Annotated in this window: 19 protein-coding genes; 4 read left to right on the top strand and 15 right to left on the bottom strand. The window is 71.8% G+C overall.

From position 1 onward, the window contains the following. Positions 1-140: 140 nt before the first annotated feature. The 11 genes from QMK61_RS03855 to QMK61_RS03805 form a co-directional block, all read right to left on the bottom strand. Positions 141-908, bottom strand: a complete 768-nt coding sequence (locus tag QMK61_RS03855) for an SDR family NAD(P)-dependent oxidoreductase (RefSeq protein ID WP_302070542.1) — start codon at positions 906-908, stop codon at positions 141-143. Between the two features lie 78 nt (positions 909-986). Beyond that, on the bottom strand, positions 987-1,577 hold the full coding sequence (locus tag QMK61_RS03850) for a GNAT family N-acetyltransferase (RefSeq protein ID WP_302070541.1): 591 nt from the start codon (positions 1,575-1,577) through the stop codon (positions 987-989). A gap of 10 nt (positions 1,578-1,587) precedes the next feature. Then, positions 1,588-2,076, bottom strand: coding sequence for a GNAT family N-acetyltransferase (locus QMK61_RS03845; protein ID WP_302070540.1), 489 nt, complete (start codon positions 2,074-2,076; stop codon positions 1,588-1,590). A 328-nt stretch (positions 2,077-2,404) separates the two neighbouring features. Then, positions 2,405-3,304, bottom strand: coding sequence for a hydroxymethylglutaryl-CoA lyase (locus QMK61_RS03840; protein WP_302070539.1), 900 nt, complete (start codon positions 3,302-3,304; stop codon positions 2,405-2,407). A 39-nt stretch (positions 3,305-3,343) separates the two neighbouring features. Next, positions 3,344-3,526 (bottom strand): hypothetical protein, encoded by a 183-nt coding sequence (locus tag QMK61_RS03835; protein WP_302070537.1) that lies wholly within the window; start codon positions 3,524-3,526, stop codon positions 3,344-3,346. Positions 3,527-3,535: 9 nt separating this feature from the next. Further along, positions 3,536-3,907, bottom strand: coding sequence for a hypothetical protein (locus QMK61_RS03830; RefSeq protein WP_302070536.1), 372 nt, complete (start codon positions 3,905-3,907; stop codon positions 3,536-3,538). Next, positions 3,904-4,254 carry a hypothetical protein gene (locus QMK61_RS03825; protein ID WP_302070535.1) on the bottom strand — a complete coding sequence of 117 codons (351 nt, stop codon included), beginning with the start codon at positions 4,252-4,254 and terminating at the stop codon, positions 3,904-3,906. Before QMK61_RS03825 ends, QMK61_RS03830 begins: the two co-directional genes overlap by 4 nt. A gap of 52 nt (positions 4,255-4,306) precedes the next feature. After that, entirely contained in the window at positions 4,307-6,295 is a 1,989-nt protein-coding gene (locus tag QMK61_RS03820) for an acetyl/propionyl/methylcrotonyl-CoA carboxylase subunit alpha (RefSeq protein WP_302070534.1), read from the bottom strand. A 95-nt stretch (positions 6,296-6,390) separates the two neighbouring features. Continuing rightward, the gene (locus tag QMK61_RS03815) at positions 6,391-6,909 is read right to left on the bottom strand and encodes a cupin domain-containing protein (RefSeq protein ID WP_302070532.1); all 519 of its coding nucleotides are present in this window, start codon (positions 6,907-6,909) and stop codon (positions 6,391-6,393) included. 36 nt (positions 6,910-6,945) lie between these two features. Further along, positions 6,946-7,329 carry a VOC family protein gene (locus QMK61_RS03810; protein ID WP_302070531.1) on the bottom strand — a complete coding sequence of 128 codons (384 nt, stop codon included), beginning with the start codon at positions 7,327-7,329 and terminating at the stop codon, positions 6,946-6,948. Between the two features lie 23 nt (positions 7,330-7,352). Continuing rightward, positions 7,353-8,141 (bottom strand): enoyl-CoA hydratase-related protein, encoded by a 789-nt coding sequence (locus tag QMK61_RS03805; protein ID WP_302070530.1) that lies wholly within the window; start codon positions 8,139-8,141, stop codon positions 7,353-7,355. A 279-nt stretch (positions 8,142-8,420) separates the two neighbouring features. Here QMK61_RS03805 and QMK61_RS03800 point away from each other — a divergent pair, with 279 nt between their 5' ends. From QMK61_RS03800 to QMK61_RS03790, 3 genes are read left to right on the top strand one after another with little or no spacing between them, the layout of a single operon-like run. After that, positions 8,421-8,663: a FeoA family protein gene (locus QMK61_RS03800; RefSeq protein ID WP_302070528.1), complete on the top strand. Its 243-nt coding sequence runs from the start codon at positions 8,421-8,423 to the stop codon at positions 8,661-8,663. Then, positions 8,660-10,495: a ferrous iron transporter B gene (locus QMK61_RS03795; RefSeq protein ID WP_302070527.1), complete on the top strand. Its 1,836-nt coding sequence runs from the start codon at positions 8,660-8,662 to the stop codon at positions 10,493-10,495. The genes QMK61_RS03800 and QMK61_RS03795 overlap by 4 nt, the downstream gene beginning before the upstream one ends. Further along, complete coding sequence (locus tag QMK61_RS03790) at positions 10,492-10,845, top strand: DUF6587 family protein (protein ID WP_302070526.1); 354 nt, start codon at positions 10,492-10,494, stop codon at positions 10,843-10,845. Before QMK61_RS03795 ends, QMK61_RS03790 begins: the two co-directional genes overlap by 4 nt. A gap of 309 nt (positions 10,846-11,154) precedes the next feature. Here QMK61_RS03790 and QMK61_RS03785 read toward each other — a convergent pair whose 3' ends face one another. After that, positions 11,155-11,766 carry a TetR/AcrR family transcriptional regulator gene (locus QMK61_RS03785; protein ID WP_302070525.1) on the bottom strand — a complete coding sequence of 204 codons (612 nt, stop codon included), beginning with the start codon at positions 11,764-11,766 and terminating at the stop codon, positions 11,155-11,157. A gap of 84 nt (positions 11,767-11,850) precedes the next feature. Between QMK61_RS03785 and QMK61_RS03780 the strand changes: the two genes are divergently transcribed. Further along, positions 11,851-13,053, top strand: a complete 1,203-nt coding sequence (locus QMK61_RS03780; protein ID WP_302070524.1) for an NAD(P)/FAD-dependent oxidoreductase — start codon at positions 11,851-11,853, stop codon at positions 13,051-13,053. Positions 13,054-13,078: 25 nt separating this feature from the next. Here QMK61_RS03780 and QMK61_RS03775 read toward each other — a convergent pair whose 3' ends face one another. From QMK61_RS03775 to QMK61_RS03765, 3 genes are read right to left on the bottom strand one after another with little or no spacing between them, the layout of a single operon-like run. Continuing rightward, positions 13,079-14,464 carry a J domain-containing protein gene (locus QMK61_RS03775; RefSeq protein ID WP_302070523.1) on the bottom strand — a complete coding sequence of 462 codons (1,386 nt, stop codon included), beginning with the start codon at positions 14,462-14,464 and terminating at the stop codon, positions 13,079-13,081. Beyond that, positions 14,464-16,152: a molecular chaperone HscC gene (locus tag QMK61_RS03770; protein WP_302070522.1), complete on the bottom strand. Its 1,689-nt coding sequence runs from the start codon at positions 16,150-16,152 to the stop codon at positions 14,464-14,466. Before QMK61_RS03770 ends, QMK61_RS03775 begins: the two co-directional genes overlap by 1 nt. Positions 16,153-16,209: 57 nt before the next feature. After that, positions 16,210-17,817 carry a carboxyl transferase domain-containing protein gene (locus QMK61_RS03765; protein ID WP_302070521.1) on the bottom strand — a complete coding sequence of 536 codons (1,608 nt, stop codon included), beginning with the start codon at positions 17,815-17,817 and terminating at the stop codon, positions 16,210-16,212. Positions 17,818-17,876: the final 59 nt, after the last annotated feature.

Raw genomic sequence — 17,876 nt, 5'->3', positions numbered from 1 at the left:
GCGTAGCACGCAAAACCTGTTTCGAATGCTTCGCACGGTGCATTTCACTGGATTCCGGCCTGCGCCGGAATGACGGCGGGGAAACCGGATCCCGTGTCATCGGCCATCCATGGCCTGCACGGGATGAGTTCATCCTGAACTCACTTCGGCTGCAAACGCACCGCGCCGTCGAGGCGGATCGTCTCGCCGTTGATGTAGCGGTTGCCGAGGATGAAGGCCACGGTCTGCGCGAACTCCTCCGGCCTGCCCAGGCGCGAGGGGAAGGGGATCGAGGCGGACAGTGATTCCTGCACCTGCGGCGGCATGCCGTCCACCATCGGGGTCCAGAAGATGCCCGGGGCGATGGTCGCCACGCGGATGCCGAAGCGCGCCAGCTCGCGCGCCATCGGCAGGGTCATGCCGACCACGCCGCCCTTCGACGCCGAGTAGGCGGCCTGGCCGATCTGGCCTTCGTAGGCGGCCACGGAGGCGGTGTTGACGATCACGCCGCGCTCGCCGTCCTCGCCCGCCTCGTTGTACTGCATCAGCGCAGCGGCGGCCTTGGCCACGTTGAAGCTGCCGACCAGGTTCACCATCACCGTGCTGGCGAAGGTGGAGAGCGCCATCGGGCCTTCCTTGCCCAGCACGCGGCCGGCGCCGAGGATGCCGGCGCAGTTCATCACCACGTTGAGCCCGCCCATCGCGTCGCGGGCGGCGGCCACGTTGGCGGCCACGCCGTCCTCGCTGGTGACGTCGGTCCTGAAGAAACGCGCCGACCCGCCCAGAGCCTGCGCGGCGGCCTGACCCTTGTCCTCGTTGACGTCGAACAGCGCCACCTGCGCGCCCTGCGCCACGAGATGCTGCGCCACCGCGTGGCCGAGACCGGACGCGCCGCCGGTGATGACCGCCTTGACCTGATCGAGCTGCATGGTGCGTCCTCGCGAAATCCAAAACGTCAATGGTAGCGCAGGGTCCGTCGGGCGTGACGGCGGCGTCCGTCCGGCGGATCAGGTCGCCCGCGCCGCCCGTTCGACCAGCGCCATCCAGGCGGGCTGTTGCATGAGGCCGGCGAACGGGACGACCGTGGGTGGAGGGGCCGCGGCGGGCTGCAGCTCCTTCTGCCACACGCCGACGTCCCACCACTGCCCCAGCTTCCAGCCGCACTGGCGCCACACGCCGGCAGGTTCGAAGCCCAGCGACTCGTGGAAGCCCACGCTCACCGGGTTGGGCACGGTGATCACCCCCACGGCCTGGTTCAGCCCCTGCAGGCGCAGCGCGTCGAGCAGGACGGCGTAGAGGCGGCGCGCGATGCCGCGGCGCTGCGCGCCGGCGGCCACGTAGATCGAGGTCTCGGCGATCCAGTCGTAGGCGGCGCGCTCGCGGAAGCGGCCGGCATAGGCGTAGGCCAGCACGTCGCCGTCTTCTTCCCACACCAGCCACGGGTACTGCGGCAGGCGGGCGCGGATGCGTTCGCGCATGGCCTCGACGTCGGGCAGCACGGTCTCGAAGGTGGCGACGCCGCCGGTGACGTGCGGCGCATAGATGGCGTGGATGGCGGCGGCGTCGTCGTCGCGGGCGATGCGGATGGGATAGGTCATGGGGCGCCCGTCACAGGTCGCGGATGTAGAAGCGGTCGCAGCCGTGATGGCCGGTGCCGCCCATCGGCGCGCACAGCGGCGCGAAACCGTGGCGGCGGTACAGCGCCTGCGCGGCGTCCATGCCGGTCAGCGTCTCGATGTAGCAGCGCCGGAAGCCGAAGCCGCGCGCGGCGCCGAGGCAGCGCTCCATCATCGCGGGGCCGGCGCCGATGCCGCGCGCCGCGGGCAGGAAATACATCTTGCGCAGTTCGCATACGTCGGCGTCGCCGCCGGCCAGCGGGGCCACGCCACCACCACCCGCCACCGCGCCGTCGCGTTCCAGCACGAAGTAGGCGCTGCGCGGCTGCGCGTAGGCGGCGTGCATGCCGTCCACCTCCGGATCGTGGATGGCGAAGCCCGGGCCGTCGGCGCCGAACTCGGGCATCACGGCGCGGATGATCGCGGCCACCGCGGCGTCATCGCGCGGTTCGATGGGGCGGATCAGGAAGGGCGGTGTCATGGCGACTCTGGCGGCTGGGAACGGCCGATTATTCCATTCCGGCGCGTGAGTACCAGTGGCATCCGTAACGGCGGGGGCGGAGCGGTTTCTTGCTCCTCCCCCTGCTTGCAGGGGGAGGCTGGGAGGGGGTAGGCGGGCTGGCCGCGAGGCTGGGTGACCCCTCCCCGACCCTTCCCTGCAAGCAGGGGAGGGCGATGGCGGCGTTACGCCGCGGACTTGATTCCTCCCCCTGCTTGCAGGGGGAGTTGGGAGGGGGTAGGCGGGCTGGCCGCGAGGCTGGGTGACCCCTCCCCGACCCTCCCCTGCAAGCAGGGGAGGGAGATGGTGGCTATGCCGCGGTGCGCGCCCGGGTGACGCGGCTGGCGGTGTCCTTGTGCAACTGCGCGGCCAGCCAGGCGCCGGTGGCGACCAGCAGGTCGAGATCGACGCCGGTCTGCATGCCCATGCCGTGCAGCATGTACACCACGTCCTCGCTGGCCACGTTGCCGGTGGCGCCCTTGGCGTAGGGACAGCCGCCGGTGCCGGAGACGGCGCTGTCGACCACGCGCACGCCTTCCTCCAGGCAGGCCAGGATGTTCGCCAGCGCCTGGCCGTAGGTGTCGTGGAAGTGCACCGCCAGCGCGGCCATCGGCACCTCCTGTGCCACCGTGTGCAGCATCGCGCGCGCCTTGGCCGGCGTGCCCACGCCGATGGTGTCGCCCAGCGAGATCTCGTGGCAGCCGAGTTCGTGCAGGCGGCGCGCCACGCGCACTACGTCGGCCACCGGCACCTCGCCCTGGTAGGGGCAGCCGAGCACGGTGGAGACGTAGCCGCGCACCGCCACGCCGTCGGCCCTGGCGCGTTCCAGCACCGGCACGAAACGCTCGATGGATTCGTCGATGGAGGCGTTGACGTTCCTGCGGTTGAACGCCTCGCTGGCGGCGGTGAAGACCGCGACCTCGGTGGCGCCGACCCCGCGTGCGCGCTCGTAGCCCTGCAGGTTCGGCACCAGTACCGGATAGCCCACGCCGGGCACCTTGCGGATGCCGGCGAACACCTCGGCCGCGTCTGCCAGCTGCGGCACCCATTTCGGGCTGACGAAGCTGGTGGCCTCGATGGTCTTGAGGCCGGTGGAGGAGAGCCGGTCGATCAGCGCGATCTTCACCTCGGCCGGCAGCAGGGTCTTCTCGTTCTGCAAGCCGTCGCGGGCGCCGACTTCGACGATGCGGACGTGGTTGGATGCGGTCATGGCGGTTCCGGAAATTCCGAAACCGTCACTTTAGCCGGATCAGAACACCGTCGACAGCGCGATGCCGAGCAGCACGTAGCAGGCGAGCACGGCCCAAAAGTAGCCTGGCGATTCCGTGCGGCGGATCAGCGCCCAGCGGAAGCCGGACCTGGCCTGCAGTTCGCCGCGCCATGCGGCCCAGCCCGCGTAGGCCAGCACCAGCACGCCGAGTAGCTTGAACATGCCGTGCATTCAGCGTTGCCTCAGCCGCGCGACCAGCATGCCCAGCGCGGCGCCGGGCAGCACGCAGGCAAGGCTGGCGCCGACGGCGATGGCGATCTCGAACGGCCACAGATTGTGGCTGGTGGGATCGCGGGCAGCGTCGACCAGCACGCGCAGCCATGCCACTAGCGGCGCGATGGCGCCCAGGGCCAGCATGCCGCGCAGCGCACCGGCCTGCAGGGCCGCCAGCACGAAGGCGCCGGCGCCAGCCAGCCACAGGCCGGGGAACAATGCACCCGGCAGGTTGAGCTTGCCGTAGGGCGTCAATGCATAGGGCAGGCCGATGGCCAGCACGCAGACCATCGTGCATGCGACCAGCCAGAGATGGGGCCGCCGCTTCATGCGGCTTCCCGCCGCCGCATGGCGAGGCGCGCCAGCGCCGCGCCGAGCACGGCGGCAAGGCCGAGCGCGGCGAGGCCGGTCAAGGCCAGCGGCCACAGCGACCCGCCATCGGGCCGGATGAGCATGTAACCCAGTTCTCCCAGCACGATGCATGCGGGCCAGCGCCAGACGTCGTGCGCCCGTGGAGGCCGGGCCAGCCGGACGCAGGCGGCGCCGGCCAGCGCCAGGGCAAGGCAGTAGCCGCCCAGCGAAATGTCCCACGGCTCCCGGTGCAGCAGGCCCATGCAGGCCAGCCACAGGACGAAGCCGAAACCTGCCGCCAGCAGGGCGACGAAGCTGCGCGACATGTGGTTCCCCCCACGCATCGAAAGACGCGGGGGGATTCTGGCACGGTGGCGGTCAGGACGCGAAGCGCACCAGTACGGTGTCGGCCTCGACGAACTCGCCCTGCGTCGCGTTGACGCTCTCGATGGTGCCGGCGCGCGGCGCCTTCAAGGCCAGTTCCATCTTCATCGCTTCCATCACCAGCAGTTCCTGGCCCTGCTCGACGGCGTCGCCGGGCCGGGCCTTCACCAGCACGATGCGGCCGGGCATCGGCGCGACGACCTGGTTGCCGCCGGCGGCGTCCTTCGCTTCCCATGCGTAGGCGGCGGCGCGCTCGAAGCGCCAGCGGTGGTCGTCGGCGTCGTGCAGCAGCACGCGGCGGGCGTCGGCGCGCACCGGCAGGCGCAGCGCCTCGCCGTCGAAGCGGGCGTGGAGGACATCGCCGTCGAGGCGGGCGCCGTCCACCTCGCAGCCGGTTTCGCCGTGCCGCAGGCGGTAGCGGCCGGCGTGGCCGTGCGCCTCGACCTCGAAGCGCCCGTCGCCGCGCGCCAGCGCCACGATGCGCTTGCCGGGATGACCGATGCGCCACGCGTCGGCGCTGGCCCAGGGCGAGTGCGGGTCGGCGGGATCGGCGCGCACGCCGGCCTCGTCGGCGAGCAGCGCGGCGGTGGCGGCGGCGAACAGCGTGCGTTCGTCGGGCGCGGCGTGGCCGCTGACGAATTCGTCGAGATGGCGGTCGAGGTAGCCGGTGTCGATGCGGCCTTCGACCACCGCAGGGTGGCGTGCCAGCCGTTCGAGGAAGGCGATGTTGGATTTCGGCCCCTCGATCTCGCACTCGGCCAGCGCCTGGCGCAGGCGGGCCAGGGCGCGCGGGCGGTCCTCGTCCCACACGATCAGCTTGGCGATCATCGGGTCGTAGAAGATCGTCACCGTGTCGCCCGCCACCACGCCGCCGTCGAGGCGCACGTGGCGCGACGGCGCGGGCAGGCGCAGCGCCTGCAGCTTCCCGGAGCCGGGCAGGAAGTTCTGCTCGGGATCCTCCGCGTACAGGCGCACCTCGATGGCGTGGCCGGCGGAGGCCACGTGCTCCTGCGTCAGCGGCAGCGGTTCGCCGTCGGCCACGCGCAACTGCCACTCCACCAGGTCGATGCCGTGGGTCAGCTCGGTGACTGGGTGCTCGACCTGCAGGCGGGTGTTCATCTCCATGAAATGGAAATCGCCGGCGGGGCCGACGATGAATTCCACCGTGCCCGCGCCCACGTAGTTCACCGCGCGCGCGGCGGCCACCGCGGCCTCGCCCATCGCCTTGCGCCGTTCGGGCGTGAGGAAGGGCGAGGGCGTTTCCTCCAGCACCTTCTGGTAGCGGCGCTGCGCCGAGCATTCGCGCTCGCCGAGGTGGATCACGTGGCCGTGGCGGTCGCCGAAGACCTGGAACTCGATGTGGCGCGGCTGTTCGATGTAGCGCTCCAGCAGCATGCTGGCGTCGCCGAACGCGGCCTGGGCCACGCGCTGGGCGGTGGCCAGCGCCTCCGGGAACTCGGCGTCCGAGCGCACGACCTGCATGCCCTTGCCGCCGCCGCCGGCCGAGGGCTTGATGATCAGCGGGTAGCCGATCGTGTGCGCCTGCCCGGCGAGGAAGGCGTTGTCCTGGTTGTCGCCGTCGTAGCCGGGCACCAGCGGCACGGCGTGCTTCGCCATCAGGTGCTTGGCGGCGGCCTTCGAGCCCATCGCCTCGATGCTCTCCGGGTCCGGGCCGATGAAGACGATGCCGGCCTCCTTGCAGGCGCGCGAGAAGGCGGTGTTCTCGGACAGGAAGCCGTAGCCGGGATGGATCGCCTGCGCGCCGCTCTTCCTCGCGGCGTCGAGGATGGCGTCGATGCGCAGGTAGGAATCGGCCGGGCGCGGCCCGCCGATCGGCCACGCCTCGTCGGCCTGGCGCACGTGCTGCGCGTCGCGGTCCGCTTCCGAATACACCGCGATGGTGCGGATGCCGAGCCGGCGGCAGGTGCGGATCACGCGGCAGGCGATCTCGCCGCGGTTGGCGATCAGTACGCGTTCGAACATGCGGGGTCCTTGGAGCTGTCCGAGGGGAGGCAAAGCCCCCGGAAGTTAGCAGATGCGCGCCGCCGCGCCGATGCGCAGCGCAGCAAAGCGGGGGGCTATTCGCCTTCCCAGTAGTCGCGCGCGTCGCCGGCGCGGCCGAGGTGGCGGAAGCGCGGCGGCTGGTTGTCCGCGCCCGGCATGCCGTCGGCGAACGCGCCGAACTTGCCCGAGTCCGGGTACTCGCAGATCTCCACCGGCTCCATCGTGCTCACCGCCAGGTAGCGCAGTTCCGTCGCGCCGGTGTTGATGATCTGGTGCGCGGTCTCCGGGCCGCCGGGCGGGCAGGCGACCACGTCGCCCGGGCGCAGCGGATGCCGCGCCTCGCCGTAGCGCAGCTCGCCCGCGCCTTCGAGGATGAAGAACATTTCCTCGTCGTTGCGGTGGCTATGGAACGGGCAGGCGCGCTTGCCCGGCGCCACCACGGTGAGGTTATAGCCGAGCTTGCGCGCGCCGATGCGGCTGGCGATCTCGCCCCAGCGCAGGTCGTAGCGTTCGGCGGTGGCGCCCTGCGGGGCGCCGGCGGGCGTGGCGGTCTGGATCACGACGTCATCGAGGTTGAGCACGGGGTGGGGCATGGTGGATCCTCGTGGCACGCCACGGCGTGCGGCGGATCAGGCGGGACGGTGGCAGACGGCCTCGATGTTGTGGCCGTCGGGATCGAGCACGAAGGCCGCGTAGTAGTGCGGATGGTAGTGCGGGCGCAGGCCGGGCCCGCCGTTGTCGGTGCCGCCGGCGGCGAGCGCGGCGCGATGGAAGGCGTCCACGGCGGCGCGGTCGTCCGCGACGAGGGCGACGTGCATCCTCGCGCGGGCGGGCGCCTCGCCGATCCACAGCGACGGCTTGCCGTCGCGGCCGAAACCGGCATGCGAGCGGTCGCCGGTCAGGTCCGCGCCCACCTCCAGCACCAGGCCCGCGCCCAGCGGGGCCAGCGCCTGCAGGTAGAACGCCTTGCTGTGTTCGTAGTCGGAAACCGGAAGGCCGAGGTGATCGAGCATGATCTGTCTCCTTGGTGGTGGCTTCAGCGGGATACCCACGCCGGTGCGCGCTTGTCGAGGAAGGCGGCGAGCCCTTCCTGGCCTTCCGGCGACACGCGCAGGCGGGCGATCAGCTCGGCGTTATGGTGATCGGTGCGTTCGGCGGCGTGCTCGTCCAGCCCGGCGACGCGGCAGGCCAGGCGCTTGGCCTCGTGCTGCGCCAGCGGACCGGCCTTGGCCAGCAGCTTCAGCGTGGCGGCCACCGCCTCGTCCAGCGCCCCGGGCGCGACCACCTGGTGCAGCAGGCCGATGTGCCGCGCCTCGGCGGCGTCGAACACCTCGCCGGTGAGGAACAGCCGGCGCGCCTGGCGCAGGCCGATGGCGGCGACCACATAGGGCGAGATCACCGCCGGCACCAGGCCGAGCTTCACTTCAGTGAGGCCGAACTTCGCCGTGTCCGCGCCGATGGCGATGTCGCAGCAGGCGACCAGGCCCACGCCGCCGCCGTAGGCCGCGCCGTTGACGCGCGCCACGGTGGGCTTGGGGCAGAACTGCAGGCTGCGCATCAGCCGCGCCAGGCGCAGCGAGTCGGCGCGGTTCTCCGCCTCGCTGGCGCCGGCCATGCCGCGCATCCAGTTCAGGTCCGCGCCGGCGGAGAAGCTGGCGCCCGCGCCGGTGAGCACCAGCGCGCGCACCGCCGGGTCGTGGCCGGCGGCCTCGATCGCGGCGGCCAGCTCGGCGATCAGCGCGTCGTCGAAGGCGTTGTGCACTTCGGGCCGGTCCAGGGCGAGTTCGCGCACGCCGGCGCGGTCGGTGATCCGTATGGCGGTCATTCGCGGGTTCCGCAGGGTCGGGAGGCGCCCATTCTAGGGCCCGCTCGCCATTCCGGCGCAGGCCGGAATCCAGCAGCGAGAGCGATGGGTTTTCGCGACAAGCATGCACCGACGTCACTGGATGACCAGCCCTTCGTCTGTTGAAAAGCACCTCCGGCCTGCGCCGGAATGACGGGCAGAGGACCTGCCGCCTGCAGCTTTGCGCAAAACGACGCAGGGCTGCATACCGGTGTCGAAAGGATTACAATGCGAACAATTCTTATTTGAAGTGTGGTGCCCGTGCGCCTGACCGACTTGCCGAAAGGTGCGCCTGCCGTGGTCGAACGAGTCGATGACGCCCATGCTGCCGATGCCATCGCGCAGCGCCTGCGCGACCTGGGTTTCGTCCCGGGCGAGCCGGTGCGCGTGGTCGCGCGCGGGCCGATGGGCGGCGATCCGCTGCTGATCCAGATCGGTTCCACCCGGTTCGCGCTGCGCCGCGGCGAAGCCGCGCGGGTCGAGGTCGCGGAGGCGGCGGCATGAGCGCGTCCACGCTGCGCATCGCCCTGGTGGGCAACCCCAACTGCGGCAAGACTGCGCTGTTCAACCTGCTTACCGGCGGGCGGCAGAAGGTGGCGAACTACGCCGGCGTCACCATCGAGCGCAAGGAAGGGCGCTTCGTGGCGCCCTCCGGCCGCACGCTGCAGATCCTCGACCTGCCCGGCGCCTACAGCTTCGACGCGGTGAGCCCCGACGAGCGCATCACGCGCGACGTGCTGGAGGGCAACTACCCCGGCGAGGCGCCGCCCGACCTGATCGTCTGCGTGGCCGACGCCACCAACCTGCGCCTGCACCTGCGCTTCGTGCTGGAAGTGCAGCGGCTGGGCCGGCCGGTGGTGCTGGCGCTGAACATGATGGACGCGGCGCGGCGACGCGGCGTCGTCGTCGACGTGCCGGAGCTGTCGCGCCGGCTGGGCCTGCCGGTGGTGGAGACCGTGGCGGTGCGGCGCGGCGGCGCCCGCGCGCTGGTGGAGCGGGTGGACGGCGAGTTGCCCGCGCCGGCGCCGGCGCAGCCGGACGACCCCGCCAGCCGCGCCGGCCTGCACGCACGGGTGCGCGAACTGATGGCCGCCACGGTGACCATGCCGCGCGCCACCGACCGCGTCGACGACGCGCTGGATCGCTGGGCGCTGCACCCGGTGTTCGGCCTGGCCATCCTCGCGGTGGTGATGTTCCTGGTGTTCCAGGCGGTGTACTCGGTGGGCAAGCCGATGACCGATGCCATCGGCGACGGCTTCGACTGGCTGGGCGCGCACCTGTCCGTCTGGCTGCCGGCCGGTCCGCTGCAGGGGCTGGTCACCGACGGCATCTGCACCGGCCTCGGCACCGTGCTGGGCTTCCTGCCCGAGATCCTGGTGCTGTTCTTCTTCATCCTGGTGCTGGAGGAATCCGGCTACCTGCCGCGCGCGGCCTTCCTGCTGGACCGGCTGATGGTGTCGGTGGGGCTGACCGGGCGCTCGTTCATCCCGCTGCTGTCCAGCTTCGCCTGCGCCATCCCCGGCATCATGGGCACGCGCTCGATCACCGACCCGCGCGACCGCCTCGCCACCATCCTGGTCGCGCCGCTGATGACCTGCTCGGCGCGCCTGCCGGTGTACGCGCTGCTGATCGGCGCCTTCATCCCGTCGCGCGCGGTGCTCGGCGTGTTCAACCTGCAGGGCGTGGTGCTGTTCGCGCTGTACGCCGCGGGCATCCTCGGCGCGATGCTGGTGGGCTGGGTGATGAAGCGCATCCGCGGCGACCAGGGCGAGCACGCGCTGCTGATGGAACTGCCGTCCTACCGCCTGCCCAAGGCGCGCGACGTGGGCATCGGCCTGTACGAGCGCGGCATGATCTTCGTCAAGCGGCTGACCGGCGTGATCCTCGCGCTGACCGTGCTGATGTGGGCGCTGTCCAGCTTCCCCGCGCCGCCCGCGGGCGCCCCCGGGCCGGCCATCGACTACAGCTTCGCCGGCTACCTGGGCCGCGGCCTGGCGCACCTGTTCGCGCCGCTCGGCTTCAACTGGCAGATGAGCCTGGCGCTGATCCCGGCCTTCGCCGCCCGCGAGACCGCGGTGGCCGCGCTGGCCACGGTGTACGCGGTGGGCGGCGACGCGGGCGCGCTGGCGCCGGCGCTGGCGGCGCAGGTGCCGCTGGCCAGCGCGCTGTCGCTGCTGGTGTGGTTCGCCTACGCGCCGCAGTGCATGTCCACGCTGGCGGTGATCAAGCGCGAGACCGATTCCTGGCGCAACGTGGCGGTCTCGTTCGGCTACATGTTCGCGATGGCCTACGTCGCCTCGCTGCTCACCTACCACATCGCGACGTGGCTGACATGAGCGCCGGGCTGCTGGTCCAGTACGTGGCGGTCGGCCTGGCCGTGGCGGCCAGCGCGCTGGTGGCGTTCCGCAAGCTGGCGCCGCGGCTCACCAGCCGCTGGCTGGCGGCGGCGTCGATCCGGCTGGCGCGGCGCGACTCGCGTTTCGCCCGGGCGCTCGCGCGCCGGCTGCAGCCGAAGCAGGCCACCGGCAACTGTGCCGACGGCTGCGACACCTGCGGCGCCTGCGGGCCAAAAAAGCCGGTCGGGGCCACGCCAGGCGCGAGCGCATCGCGTGGCGCCGGTCCGTCCGGACAGGCGCGCATGGCGGTGGAACCGATGCCGCTGCACTTCCGTCCCCGCTCGCACTGAGAGCCTGTTCAAGATCTCCCCGTAGCTCGTGTTGCCTTGCCCTGGCCGCCCGGTGGGAGTGCGTGGCGCAGCGCCTGCCTGGCTGGCTGGCTGGCAGAGCCTGCCCCTGCGAAGGCAGGGGTCCAGCCGCGCGCTGCCGCATGGCGGCCAGGGCAAGGCAACCCGGAGGGCCGGGTCTGTTGGCCCGCATCCCCGCGTCATCGCTCAGTCGTGGACGGACGTCCACTCCTTCGCTCTTCCTTGGTCTGCGCGCAAACAGCTCCCGGCGCGGGACACGGGGAGATTTTGAACAGGCTCTGAGCAGCGCCTTCACGGCGCCAGCAGGCGCCGCAGCAGGGCCAGCTGTTGTCCCGCGATGCGCCGCCGCTGCGCGGGCTTCATCGCATCCATGTGCGCCACCGACCAGCGGTCCATCGCCTGCAGCAGGGCGAAGGCCAGTTCGGCCTGGAGGCTGGCGGGCAGGTCGTCGCGGACCGCGCCGCAGGCGCGGCCGGCCTTCAGCACGGCCTGCACCCAGCGGTCCACTCCGTCGAGCAGGCGGCGCATCGCGGGGCTGCGCCCGGCCGGCACGTCGGGCAGGTAGAACAGTTTGCCGAGGGCGGTGTACCACGCCGGTTCCGCCAGCGCCGGCACCGCGCGCGCCACGAAGGCGTCCAGGCGCGGCCAGAAATCCGGACCCGCGAGTTCCACCGGTTCGGGGGCGGCCAGGTCGTGCGCCAGCAGGGCGGCGGCCTCGTCCACCACGCGGTCGAACAGCGCCTGCTTGGAATCGAAGCGGTGGTAGAACGAACTCTTGCTCATGCCGCAGGCGCGGATCACCGCATTCAGCGAGGCGCGTTCGTAGCCGGACGTGGCGAACTCGCGCGCGGCCGCGGCCAGCAGCACGTGTTCGCGTGGTGAAGACGGGGTTGTCGTGTTCATCGCGGTAGCGTAGCGGGACTGGACCAGGTGGTCCACGACATGCGAGGATGGGCTGTGGACCAACCGGTCCAATTGGAGCGGAACATGTTCGTCGCCACCCCGCTGGAAGAACAACTCGCGCACGCACAGGGCGATCGCCTGCGCGTGCTGGTCGTCGGCGCCGGCGTGGCCGGCCTCACCCTGGCCCAGGCGCTGCGTGCCGGCGGCCTGCACCCGGTGCTGCTGGAACGCGCCGACGACCACGCCGACAGCGGCTACATGCTGGCGCTGATGCCGCTGGCCGAGCCGGCGTTGCGGCTGGCTGGCGCGCGGGAGGCCTACCGCGCGCGCAGCGTGCGCTTCCACCGCTACGTGCTGCACGGGCGGCACGGCCAGCGCCTGCGCGGATACGCCATCGACAGCCTGCTCAGCCGCTACGGCGAATACCGCGGCATCGCCCGCGGCGAGCTGATGCAGGCGCTGGCCGAAGGTGGCGCCGCGGTGAGCTATGCGAGCACGCTGCAGTCGCTGCGGCAGACGCCGGAAGCGGCACATGTCGTGCTGCGCGAGGGCGACGCCACGCTGGAAGGCGCGTTCGACGCGGTGGTGCTGGCCGACGGCCTGCACTCGGCCAGCCGCGGGCTGCTGCTGCCGGCGGAACAGGTATCCACCTTCGACTGCGGCTGGGGCGGCTGGGTGGCATGGATGGACAGCGACGCCGCACATGCCGAGCGCGGCGACGAAATCTGGGGCAGCGACTTCTTCGTGGGCGTCTATCCGGTGCTCGGCCGCGCCGGCGTGTTCGTGGGCGGCCACCGCGACGACACCCGCGCCGGCCCGCAGGCCTTCGCGGCGCACATCCGCCGCCAACTGCGGCACGCCGACGACTGGCTGCTGCGTGCGCTGGACGCGGTGGCGGAAAGCCAGGCGACGCCGTATTACTGGCCGCTCACCGACTGCCGCAGCGCGACCTGGGCGGTGGATCGCGCCGTGCTGCTGGGTGACGCGGCGGCCGGCTTCGTGCCTACCGCGGGCATCGGCGCCGGCATGGCGATGGAATCGGCCGGCGTGCTGGCGCGGCGGCTGCTGGCCACCGACGCCGCCAGCGTGGCCGCGGCGCTGCGCGACTACGAGCACGCCCAGCGCCCGCGGGTGGAGGCGGCGCAGGACAATTCGCGTGCATTGACGAAGCTGATGTGCCGCCGCAGCCCCGCACTGGCGGCGGTGCGCGACGTGGTCGCGCGCTTCGTCACCCTGAAAGCGGTGCTGGGGCCGATCCGCAAGCTGCTGGACAGCGCGCCCGGCTGACACGGGTTGCCGGGCGTCGCTCGGTTCAGGCCGCCCGCCCGCTTATCCGCAGGCAGCCGCGGTGCCGCCACAGGTCCAGTCCCCACAGCAGCAGGGCCACCCCGGCGAAGACCCATGCGTCGTCCACGTGAAGGTCGTCCGGCAGGCTGGCGTGGAAGGCGTTAGACAGGGGATAGGCGAGGAAGAGGGCGAACCAGATCAGTCGCGGGGCGATGCGCGCCAGCCCGCCGCGGCTGCGCAGCAGGAGGCGGCGGAACGCCAGCCACAGGGCGAGCCCCACCGGAACCAGCGCCGCCGGATGGTGATGCGTGCCCAGCCAGCCGCCCAGCCCGATCGCGCAGAGCAGTGGCACCAGCAGCAGGTTCAGCCACGGCCAGCGCGCCGGCAGCCATTCCGGCCGGGCATGCCAGTGCTCGAACGGAAGCCAGGCCATCCACGCTGCCCAGATCAGGCAGGGCACGGCGGCCATGCCGACGACCCACGCCATCACGAGGAAGGAGAACGTCGCCGGCGGCGTGGGGGCGAGCTTGCCGAGCAGCGCGCCCACCAGCACGGCGAGCAGCAGCGCGGCGGCGCAACGCGTGCCGCCGATCAGCAGCCGCGCCCGGTTGACCTGGCCGCGCGCCGCGGCTTCCGGCCAGAAGCGCGCCTGGCGCAGGTCGACCGATGGCGGCAGGTCCTCCGGGTGGTCGCCGGTCAGCCGCGAAATGAATCGGGCCATGTCGGCGCTGGCTTCCGGGATCAGGCCGACCAGCGCCACTTGGCGCGCCTGGAACGGCCGCGACAGCTGTCGCAGCCAGCGCTGCAGCGTGTGCGGATTCGTCTCGAGGCGGCGCGCCAGCGCGCCGTGGTGCGCCGGCTGCAGTTCCCACGCCAGTTGCATCCGTCGCTGCAGTCGCTGCAACGCCACCGGGTCGTGGCCGGCCAGCACGTTGTCCATGTCGAAGAAGCGCAGCAGCACGGCCAGGCCGTCCGGCGGCAGCGGCGGCGCCTGGCGGTGGAGCTGGGCGAACAGGTGCTGCCCGGCCCGTGCCTTTGCCTGCAGCGACCACAGCGCGGGCTGGGCGACGAGCCAGGCCTGCAGCGCACTGGCGTCGCCGGCGGTGGCCTGCCGGATCGCCTCGGTGGAAAAGCCGTCGGGATCGAAGGGCGTCGTCGCCGCCACGTCCGCCGGCGCGCGCGGCGGCGCAGGCGTGGCAAGCGCGGGCGGTGGCGTGCTTCGCGCCGTGGCCGGTGCCGGCGCGCGCCGGCATTGCGCCAGGGCCGCCTGGTAGATCGCATGCAGCTGCTGGAAGCCCTCGGGATCGTCCTCGGGTCGCGTGGTGCGCAGGCGCTGGGCGTAGGCGCGCTTGACCATGCGCTCGTCGGCGTCGGCGTCGGCGCCCAGGCCCAGCCACTCCAGCGGCGACATCAGGCCGGCTCCAGCGTGTCCAGGGCGCGCTCGAAGTCGCGGCGATGCTGGCGGATCAGCGCGTCGTCCTGCGTCTCCACCGCGGCGCGGAAGCGCGCGATCCAGGCCTGCAGCTGCTCGCGCGCAGGCAGGTGTTCCTCGTACAGGCGCTCGGCGCGGGCGAGCAGGGCGATGTTTTCCTGCCGCTCGCGCGGATGGACCTTCAGCGCGGCCAGGGCCGCCAGCCGCTGGCGGATCTGCTGCGGGTCCAGCACCCCTGGGTTCTGCTCCAGCACCAGCTCGTGGCGCTGGCCGGTGGCACAGGTGGTGGCCTCCACCTGCAGCACGCCGTTGGTGTCGTAGGTGAAGCGCACCTTCACCTCGTTCTTCGCCAGCGGCAGGCGCGGGTCGATCTTCAGCGCCAGCTCACCGAGCTTGATGTTGTTCGCCACCATCGGGCTTTCGCCCTGGTAGACCTCCAGGCTCAGCTGCGTCTGCTGTTCCTGGACCGGCCAGAAGGATTCCTCGCGGCTCACCGGCACGACGCTGTTGCGCTGGATGATCGGGTGGAAGAAGCCCGGCAGCAGTTGCCCGCGCTCGTCGCGGCGCGCGACCTCGGTGCCCAGCGTGTAGGGGCAGACGTCGGTGAGGATGACTTCGTCCAGGCGCCGGTCGCGCGCCTTCAGGCCCGCCGCCACGCAGGCGCCGAGCGCGATGGCCTCGTCGGGATGCACGTGCCGCAGCGGCAGGCGGCCGAACATGCGCGAGACCATGCGCGCGATCACCGGCATGCGGCTGGCGCCGCCGACCAGCACGATGTCGTCGATCTGCTCGACCTGCAGCCGCGCGTCGCGCATGGCGCGCTCCAGCGGCGCACGCATGCGCTGCACGAGGGGCTCGGCCAGCCGCGCGAAGCGCTCCTGGTCGATGCGCCAATCCACCGGCTGTTCGCCGAGCCGGCCGGCGACGTGCACCTCCGGCTGCTGGCTCAGCTCGCACTTGGCGGCCTCCAGCCAGCGGCGCAACTGTCCGCGCTGCGGGGCGGGCAGCTGCGCCGCCTCGATGCCCAGGTCGGCGAGGCAGGCGGCCTGCAGCGCGTCGAGGAAGTCCTCGCCGCCGAGGAAGTTGTCGCCGGCGCTGGCGTGCACCTCGACCACGCCGTCGAACATCTCCAGCACGGAGACGTCGAAGGTGCCGCCGCCCAGGTCGATGACCACGAAGCGCGAGCCGTCGGGACGGTCCTGCAGGCCGTAGGCCAGCGCCGCGGCGGTGGGCTCGTTGATGAGCCGTTCGACCCGGATGCCGGCCAGCTCGCCGGCGGCGCGGGTGGCCTTGCGCTGGGCGTCGGAGAAATAGGCCGGCACGCTGATGACCGCCTCGTGCACCCGCTCGCCCAGCGCGGCTTCGGCATCGGCCAGCAAGGCGCGCAGGACCAGCGCGGAAAGCTCCTCGGGGCGGAACAGGCGTTCGCCCAGCCGGGTCTCGCGCGCGCTGCCCATCCAGCGCTTGAAGGCGGCCACCGCCTGCGCCGGGTGGCTGACCATGCGGTCGCGCGCGGCCTGGCCGACCAGCATGTGCCCGTCGCCGTCGATGCCCACCACGGACGGCGTGAGCAGGCTGCCGAGCGGATTGGCGAACAGGCGCGGACCCTGCCCGTCGTAGCAGCCGACGAGCGAATGGGTCGTGCCCAGATCAATGCCTACGATCATCCCGGTGTTCCCCCTGTGGAACGTGAAGACTTCCCCTTGGCGTGCCGTGGCGCGGGATTACATGCGGAACACGCCGTAGCGCTGCGGCTCGATCGGCGCGTTCATCGAGGCGGAGATCGCCAGCCCCAGCACGCGGCGGGTATCGGCCGGGTCGATGATGCCGTCGTCCCACAGCCGGGCGCTGGCGTAGTAGGGGTGACCCTGGCGTTCGTACTGCTCGCGGATCGGCGCCTTGAAGGCGTCTTCCTCTTCGGCGCTCCACGGCTTGCCGGCGGCTTCGAGGCCGTCGCGCTTCACCGTGGCCAGCACCGACGCCGCCTGCTCGCCGCCCATCACGCTGATCCGCGCGTTCGGCCACATCCACAGGAAGCGCGCGCCGTAGGCGCGGCCGCACATGGCGTAGTTGCCGGCGCCGAAGCTGCCGCCGATCACCACGGTGAACTTCGGCACGTGCGAGCAGGCCACCGCGGTGACCATCTTGGCGCCGTCCTTGGCGATGCCGGCCTGCTCGTACTTCTTGCCGACCATGAAGCCGGTGATGTTCTGCAGGAACACCAGCGGCACGTTGCGCTGATTGCACAGCTCGATGAAATGCGCGCCCTTGAGCGCGTTCTCGGCGAACAGGATGCCGTTGTTGGCGACGATGCCCACCGGGTAGCCGTGGATGTGCGCGAAGCCGCAGACCAGGGTCTTGCCGTAGCGCGCCTTGAACTCGTGGAACTCGGAGCCGTCGACGATGCGCGCGATCACCTCGCGGATGTCGAACGGGCGGCGCGTGTCCTGCGGGATCACGCCGTACAGTTCCTCGGCGGGGTACTTCGGCTCGGCCGGCTCGCGCAGCGCCAGCGGCACCTGCTTCTTGCGGTTGAGGCTGGCGACGATGTCGCGCGCGATGGACAGCGCGTGGGTGTCGTTCTCGGCGTAGTGGTCGGCCACGCCGGAGATGGACGTATGGACGTCCGCGCCACCCAGCGTCTCGGCGTCCACCACCTCGCCGGTGGCGGCCTTCACCAGCGGCGGGCCGCCGAGGAAGATGGTGCCCTGCTCGCGCACGATGATGGTCTCATCGCTCATCGCCGGCACGTAGGCGCCGCCGGCGGTGCACGAGCCCATCACCACCGCGATCTGCGGGATGCCGAGCGAGGACATGCGCGCCTGGTTGTAGAAGATGCGGCCGAAGTGTTCCTTGTCCGGGAACACCTCGTCCTGCAGGGGCAGGAAGGCGCCGCCGGAATCGACCAGGTAGATGCAGGGCAGGCGGTTTTCCAGCGCCACTTCCTGCGCGCGCAGGTGCTTCTTCACCGTCATCGGGAAGTAGGTGCCACCCTTCACCGTGGCGTCGTTGGCGACCACCACCACCTCGATGCCGTGCACGCGGCCGATGCCGGTGACGAGGCCGGCGCCTGGCGCGGCATCGTCGTACATGCCATGCGCGGCGAGCGGCGAGAGTTCCAGGAACGGCGAGCCGGGGTCGAGCAGGGCGCGGATGCGCTCGCGCGGCAGCAGCTTGCCGCGCGCCACGTGCTTCTCGCGGGCCTTGGCGCCGCCGCCTTCGGCACTGCGCGCCAGTTCGCGGCGCAGGTCGTCGGCCAGCGCGCGAAGCTGCGCGCTGCCGGCCTGGAATTCGGGCGAGCGGGAATCGATCTGCGAGACGAGGATGCTCATGGTCGGGCTGCCGCGGTTAAACAAACCCCGGATGATAACGGGGTGCGGTGCCGGTCCGG

The organism is Fulvimonas sp. R45 (genome assembly GCF_030504985.1).
Classification (GTDB): Bacteria; Pseudomonadota; Gammaproteobacteria; order Xanthomonadales; family Rhodanobacteraceae; genus Rhodanobacter_A.
Note: the sequence above shows the minus strand (reverse complement) of the source record. Positions and strands in the feature narration are given on the sequence as shown.